Below are 6888 nucleotides of genomic sequence, written 5' to 3' on the forward strand. Positions count from 1 at the left end.
ATTCATCTCCGCCCGACACATATCCCCCGGCCGGAGCCGTGGTCGTGGTGGTGGGCGGCGGTGCAGTCGTCGTCGTTGCCGGTGGCGGGTCCGAGGGAGGCGTCGTCGTAGGTGGCGTCGTCGTAGACGGAGGCGCATCGGCCGGTGGCGGGACCTCCGCAGGCTGGGCCGTAAGCGGCCCGTAAGTCGACTCGGGAGCCGATTCTGCCGGGATGCTGGTCAAGGTGAGTTCGCCGTCGGCGGGGTTGATCGGGCCCTGCAGCTGGTGCAGTTGGCTGTCGGCATGGGCCAGAAGCGCATCGGGATCTTCGGTGACGACCAGCCCGCCGATCGAGCGCCAATCCCGGGTGGTGGTGGTCACATCAGGTATGTCGACGATGACGACGGTAACGAATGCGGGAGATTTGAAGGAAGGACGCACATCGGGCGTCGTGGTTGTGGTGACAGGCTGCGCTTTGGCGACCATCGCTTGTGACTTTGGAGCGGGGTCGACACTGCGGGTCGTAATGACTAGGGCGCCGACGGCTGCGATCAGAACGGCCAGTAGGGCTCTACGCAGCGCCTCGCCACCAAGTAGAGATTTCATCCAGCAAGCTTCTCAACTAGGGGGTATGGACCACCCTAGGCATATCCGTGTTCTTGTCCGAATTCATTTGAGAAATTTTTCTCACCACATCTCGTGGCGATACAGATCCATTTGTCACCGAGCGCGTCAGCTCGGTAGGTCCATCGGCCTATGTTGGGGCTGACAGACCGGACAGTGCCACATCTTGCGGCCCCCGACCTCGGAGAGTCGCACGAGAGTGCCACATCTGTGACAGGGCAGATCTCCCCGGTTATATACGTACACTCCCTCCTCTCTGGTGAGGCCTATCCGGGAGCGCACCCCGATGTCGCGAGGCTTCACGGTGAGAATGTCACCGAGTTCGACTCCCCTGCGCAACTCGACGACCGTCAACTTCCACAGGGCCATCGCGGCTTCTTCGGTGAGTTGATTGGTGGGCGTCGCCGGATGGATGCCCGACAGGAACAGCAGTTCGGCCCGATATACGTTGCCGACGCCTGCGATCACCGATTGATCGAGCAGGGCGGCTCCGACGGCGACCTTTTTGGTGAGGAGTCGCTCGACGAACTGATGGCCCCGACGAGGCATCGAGATGGGGTCGGGTCCGAGGTCGTCCCTGATCGCCTGTTCCTCGTCGGGAGTGATTACATCACAGATCATCGGGCCGGCCAGGAACACGGTCGCCTCATCGGAGCGAAGAACCAGCCGGGTGTTGGGAGTGGGCGTCGGAGCGGGGCCACGATGAATCTGGAACTTCCCGATCAGGCCAAGATGAATGTGGAGCCGCTGATCGCCCTCCCAGTGATAGAAAAGATGTTTGCCGTGAGCTTCCATCGCCTCGAGAGAACGGCCATCGAGGAGGGCGGCTCCTTCACGGAATCGACCCTGCGGCGACGAGACCCCGATCGGCTGGCCCAACCCGAGAGCCGCGGACTGCAGACGAACATTGCGATGTGTGACGTGACCTTCGGGCATGAGTTGGACCACTGTAAACAGCGGCCGACGGTAACGGTCAGCCGAGGTGGGCCTACCAGGTGATCGTCGCCGAAACCGCCCGGTGGTCCGACCCCTGATCGGCCGCCACCGACGACTCGACGATCCGCAAGCCCGAGGAGATCAAGATGTGGTCGATTCGCAGACAGAGTAGCGGGCCGTACCCGTACCAGGAACAGGGCGTGACGAGGCCGTAATCGACTGGCTGAAGCTTCAGATCACTCTTCAAGGTTCTAAAGGTTGGGGAGTAGATGGTCGTGCCGATGTCCCCCAGCAACATCACATCACCGGCCTCTTTGTCAATCTCACCCTTGATCACGTCGATGAGATGATTTCTTCGATCGCGTGCAGAGTGATCCTCGGGCGATGGAAGATGCGCGACATAAGCCACGATCGTTTTGGCCGGACTGACGGTGAGGGTCGCCCGGATGAACGTACCCGATCCTCCGTCGTCGAAATACGTGGCGTCAGTGATTTCGTAACGCGATACGAGGCCCACCTCGGTGCCGGAGGCCGTACATTGGCACTGAGACAGAAACGTGAAGCTGGCGCCCATGTCCCGGGCAACCGCGTCCAACTCGGCGCTGGTGATCTCCTGGAGGCCGATCACATCGGTTTGCTCAAGCGAAGGCGGTTTCGCGTTTTTGAAGTAGGCGTTATAGGTCGTGAGGCGCAGCGACGGTCCTCCGGCCTCAGCCCGGTCGGCCTGATTCCAGGGGGCCAGTACCAGCGCCACGAACACGACGACAACGCCGATGGCCCCAACCGACCGTGCCAGAGCCTGCCGGGTCCTGGCCAGGCCGACGGCCATGGCATGCAGGATCAGGCCGAGGACAAACACTTGTGGCAACAGACTCGCAATCTGCTCGGTAACGGCAGTCGACATGATCAGCGAGACCACCACCAACCCATGGGCAACCAGCGCCAAGCCGCCGAACAGCCAGGCCCATCCGCCCCGTTGCGTCCATTGTGTTTTGGCGACCCCAGCCGTTCGATCGACCAGCGCACGCGGATCGGTGTCCCGTAACGTCATGATCGAAGCAATGTACCGCGTTGGGGATCCAATGCCAGGCAAGGAACGACGCCGGGAAACCCGACGTTGTATACCCATGCGGTCGATCTTGCTCATTGCGCTGATTGTCGGTGCCTGCCAATCCTCCACGGTTGACGTCAGCCGTCCGGTCCCATCGTCCTCGACGACCGTCGCCGCAACCCCGACCACCCCCGCTGCACCGGCGCCCATCAGCCCCACCACCACAATGGTCGAGGAGGTGCGCCGGTCTCTCTACCCATTCCAGTCCGAAGCCGCCATCGCAGAAGCCCTCCACTCAAAAGATGCTCGACCGAACGACTTCGACTGGGGGCTCGACTATGTGAAGTGGATTATCGGTTGGGACCAGGCGGTCGCCTACGACGGTACCGACGGAACCGACCAGTGGGGCACCTTCTATCGATCGTCCGAGGACGACACCGCCTACATATCCATGGGCATCCTCGGTTACAACCCGGATGACGAACCGGTCATCGGGATCTACCAGGCCACCACGTTCTTTGACGCCACCGGATATGAGCTGGCCGTCGAATTACGCGCGGCAGGTAACGGGTGGATGCTTGAGGTGACCCCACCGCAGATGGATCAGCTCGGGCTCCCACCGGGCACCACAGGCGACGTCCTCGTCCAGTTCGAGTCGGCCTCCTATGAGGCTGCGCTCGCCGAAGGCACGACGAGCATCCCGATGACCGACACGCCACACACCTGGGGGACACTTCAGATCTCGTATCGCAACCCGGACGGCCACGTCATCGGATGGCACGCCACGGTCATCGATCCGTCCCATTGAGTCAATCCGAGGTCACCGCCGGTTAACGACTATCGGCGGGCTTGGGGACCCGCCGATAATCCGTGTCGTGGTTTCTTCTAGATGTATCTATCGACCAGATCTTGACCGTCGAGGGGCGCGGTGCTGGCCGCCACCTCCGAAGAAGGATCCGTCTTCTCTGCGCAGCCACAGAATGGACCAACGATGCGACCGGGCAGCCAAGCACTGCCAGTCACGGGGCCTCCCAACCACGGCTTAACACCTCTTCCCAACTCGAACCATATCAGTTCGCACCTGGTCCTGTATACGAAGAATTCGTCGATTAAGCGGCCATTAAGTCCACGCGGAAACCGGTCGTTTCCAAGGGTGATGTTAAAGTCCGCAGCTCGCAACCTTTGAGGAACGACGTGCAACCAAACCCACTTCATGAGTGCTTCGAATCCGGCCGGGTAGCGCTCGGATGGTGGTTGACGATGCCGTCGGCGATCGGCGCCGAAATCATGGCCGAACTTGACCTCGACTATGCGTGCATCGACCGGCAACACGGACTCATTGGCTACTCCGACAGTCTGGCGTTGCTGGCCTCTCTGACTGCCTGGTCCGTGACTGCCGTCATCCGGGTGCCCTGGAACACACCGGAGCACATTGGTAAAGCCCTCGACGCCGGGGCGATGGGCGTGATCATCCCGATGGTCAACTCAGCTTCAGCGTGCCGGGCAGCAGTCGAAGCCGCTCTGTATCCGCCCCTCGGCAGGCGCAGCTACGGCCCGACTCGAGCTGCCATCGTCGAGGGACCCGGATACTTCAACGAGGCCAACATCGCCATCATTCCGATGATTGAAACCGCCGAAGCTCTGGCCGACCTCGACGGGATTCTCTCGGTCGAGAACGTCACCGCGATATATGTGGGACCGGCGGACCTCGCTATCAGCATGGGATTTCATCCGGGTTCGGACGATCCCGAGTTCCTCCAGGCGCTCGACCAGATCGTGGCCCGTTGCAACGCTCACGGCGTCGTGCCGGGGATTCATGCGACGTCTAGCACCGCTGGCGACCGGCTCGAACGAGGATTTCGGATGGTGACGATCACCTCCGATCTGTCGGCGCTTCGAACCAGGCTGACTGAAGACGTCACATCGGTTCGCAACGGCCTGGTCGGCGAAACGACCTCGGGTCACTAGCCTCAACCAACTGATGGATGACGAGAGAAACATCGTTCTGACCGGGTTCATGGGAACCGGAAAATCAACGGTCGGTCGGCTTCTGGCCAAACTGCTCGATCGGGAGTGGCTCGACACCGACCGAATGATCGAGTCGGAGCACGGTCCGATCCCCGAGATCTTCGCCAAACAGGGGGAACCCTACTTCCGATCGCTCGAACGCCAGGTCGCCAGGGAACTCGCCGAACGAACCAATTTGGTGATCTCTACCGGTGGCGGGATGGTGCTCGATCGCGAAGTCCTCGAGATTCTCGATCCGGTGTGCCGCATCTTCAGCCTGGTGGCGGCTCCGGAGAACATTCTCAGCCGGATTGGCCGGCACGTCGCTTCCCAACGGCCTCTCCTGGCTGGCGATGACACAATGTCTCGCATCGCCGAACTCCTCGCCGAGCGCTCGGTGGGCTACGCTTCGTTCGAGATGATCGTCACCGATGGCAAGACCGCCTTCGAGGTCGCCACCGATATCGCAAGACGGTTGGCGACCACTTGAGCAACCCGACGTCAGCACTTGCCTCAACGAATCAACAGCCCAAGTTCTCAGGCGTCCGCCGACGCTGGGACGCGCTGCCGCCGGTTGCGCGCAGCCTCGTCGGTTGGCTCGGACTGTTCGCTGGGGTGGTCCTGCTCAAACGCGATGCGCTGCTCCTACCGGCCTCGTGGGATGAGAGTTGGGCGGTCCTCCCGGGCGGCCTGTGGTTGAGCGACAATGGGTTCAATATTCTCGGCCTCGTCTATCAGCCGCAATGGTACGAATACGGCCCTGGAACCTACGCCCTGGCTCCGGTCACGTGGATGACCGGCATCGTCGCGATCCTGGCGAAATCGGCAACGACGTTTCTTCTGTCGCTGCACCTTGTCCACATGGCCATCGGTGCGATCGGCCTTCGAGAGGTTTACCGCTTCGCTCGGCCCGTCTGGTCACCGACTGCCAGTTCCGGGCTCGTTCTGGCAACGGCACTCGTGCCGGTCCTGAACGCCCAGCTCGGGTTCATGTACCTGGAGACCCCCATCTTCACGGCCGGCATGTTGACCATCAACGCCGGCCTAGCGGGTCGGTGGAAGCGCGTCGCACTCTGGGGGGCGTTGGCAACCTCAATCAAGGCCAGTGGCATCATCCCCCTCGGCGCCATCGTCGCCACATCCTTGATGGCTCCGCCCGCCCTGGCGTCGCTCCGGAGGTCAATACTCGTGCTATTACCGGCCGCCCTGGTCGGCCTTATTCCGATCCTGTTGGGGGTTGTCGGCGAGGCAAACCGCGATCTTACTGACGTCCTGGCATCCTCATCAGTGCAGATATTGAGGATGCCGGAACTCGCGGTCGCACTGTTTCTGGCAGCGACCTTTGGCATTCTATCGCATCGCCCTGGTCGGTCTCCCAGTCACGATGTCGAACTCCGACTCAAACTGTTCGCTTGGCAAGCTCTCCTATTTGTCGGTTTCTATACCTTCACAATCCTCTTCGTCGTCCCTATCTACGTGCTGCCCCGGTACTTCATCATCCTCGTGCCCGTCACGCTTTTCGCCGCTTGGGATATTGGCGTGCGACGTTTCGGACATCTGATCGCCGGGGTCATCGGTCTGATGCTGGTGGGGTCGATGGTCTTCAACCAGTCGGGAACGTTCTTCGCCGAGCGTGACGATGCGACGAGCGTCGGACTCGAATCCTCAAATGCCTACGTCGGCCGACTTCTGCTTACCGACAGGACCCTCGACGGAGCCGTGGCCACTGGCGATCCAGTGTATTTGAGCGCCAACCTGTGGTTCAGGACGCAATACCCTCGGCTGGGATATGTCGAAGCTGTGCCTGGCAACGTCCATCTTCTCATCGACCTCGATATCGACCAACTTCCTGAGCGGTTCGTCGTAGTGGACGCAGAGTTCAACCTACTGGCGTCTGAGACCTTTGAAACCCTCGACACGATGGCAGAATACCGACCCGAAACCACTCAGTTAAAGCTTGATGGATTCACCGCCAGGTACGTGACGTTCACACGAAAGTCTGGCTGACGCTCGTATGTTATGAAACCAGCTCAACTCATTGATCGTCCCGAAAGGGCGCCGATGACCCTTGCGGGGCTAATCTGGCTAGGTGTCGAGGGGTATCGAGCCGTCGTCCCGGTGATATTGCTCGTGGGAGGCGATTAGCTGGTCCCAACCATCGGGGGCCTCGACGTCGACCGCCACGAGGTGACGACTGACAGGCGATCCCGCCCGGTCGAGCTTTCGAGCTTCACGCAATAGGCCGGCCGACGCGTCATCTATTCGTCGATGCTGGGCAAGGTGCTGCTCC

General features: G+C 61.2%; 8 protein-coding genes. 4 read left to right on the forward strand and 4 right to left on the reverse strand.

The window, feature by feature from the left end; genetic code table 11:
• From JJE47_12590 to JJE47_12600, 3 genes are all read right to left on the reverse strand, one after another.
• A partial coding sequence (locus JJE47_12590; protein MBK5268263.1) for a hypothetical protein occupies nucleotides 1–586 on the reverse strand: 586 nt, incomplete at its 3' end.
• A 126-nt stretch (nucleotides 587–712) separates the two neighbouring features.
• Entirely contained in the window at nucleotides 713–1540 is an 828-nt protein-coding gene (locus JJE47_12595; GenBank protein ID MBK5268264.1) for an Fpg/Nei family DNA glycosylase, read from the reverse strand.
• A gap of 52 nt (nucleotides 1541–1592) precedes the next feature.
• Nucleotides 1593–2591, reverse strand: a complete 999-nt coding sequence (locus JJE47_12600; protein ID MBK5268265.1) for an endonuclease/exonuclease/phosphatase family protein — start codon at nucleotides 2589–2591, stop codon at nucleotides 1593–1595.
• Between JJE47_12600 and JJE47_12605 the strand changes: the two genes are divergently transcribed.
• From JJE47_12605 to JJE47_12620, 4 genes are all read left to right on the forward strand, one after another.
• Nucleotides 2590–3399 (forward strand): hypothetical protein, encoded by an 810-nt coding sequence (locus JJE47_12605; protein MBK5268266.1) that lies wholly within the window; start codon nucleotides 2590–2592, stop codon nucleotides 3397–3399. The two genes, JJE47_12600 and JJE47_12605, sit on opposite strands and share 2 nt — an antisense overlap.
• Nucleotides 3400–3785: 386 nt before the next feature.
• The gene (locus tag JJE47_12610; protein ID MBK5268267.1) at nucleotides 3786–4559 is read left to right on the forward strand and encodes a hypothetical protein; all 774 of its coding nucleotides are present in this window, start codon (nucleotides 3786–3788) and stop codon (nucleotides 4557–4559) included.
• A 13-nt stretch (nucleotides 4560–4572) separates the two neighbouring features.
• Entirely contained in the window at nucleotides 4573–5088 is a 516-nt protein-coding gene (locus JJE47_12615; GenBank protein MBK5268268.1) for a shikimate kinase, read from the forward strand.
• Entirely contained in the window at nucleotides 5085–6605 is a 1521-nt protein-coding gene (locus tag JJE47_12620) for a hypothetical protein (protein ID MBK5268269.1), read from the forward strand. The genes JJE47_12615 and JJE47_12620 overlap by 4 nt, the downstream gene beginning before the upstream one ends.
• Nucleotides 6606–6683: 78 nt before the next feature.
• Here JJE47_12620 and JJE47_12625 read toward each other — a convergent pair.
• Nucleotides 6684–6888, reverse strand: a 205-nt coding sequence (locus JJE47_12625) for a hypothetical protein (protein ID MBK5268270.1), incomplete at its 5' end; no start/stop codon positions are given.

Source organism: Acidimicrobiia bacterium (assembly GCA_016650365.1).
Classification (GTDB): Bacteria; Actinomycetota; Acidimicrobiia; order Spongiisociales; family JAENVV01; genus JAENVV01.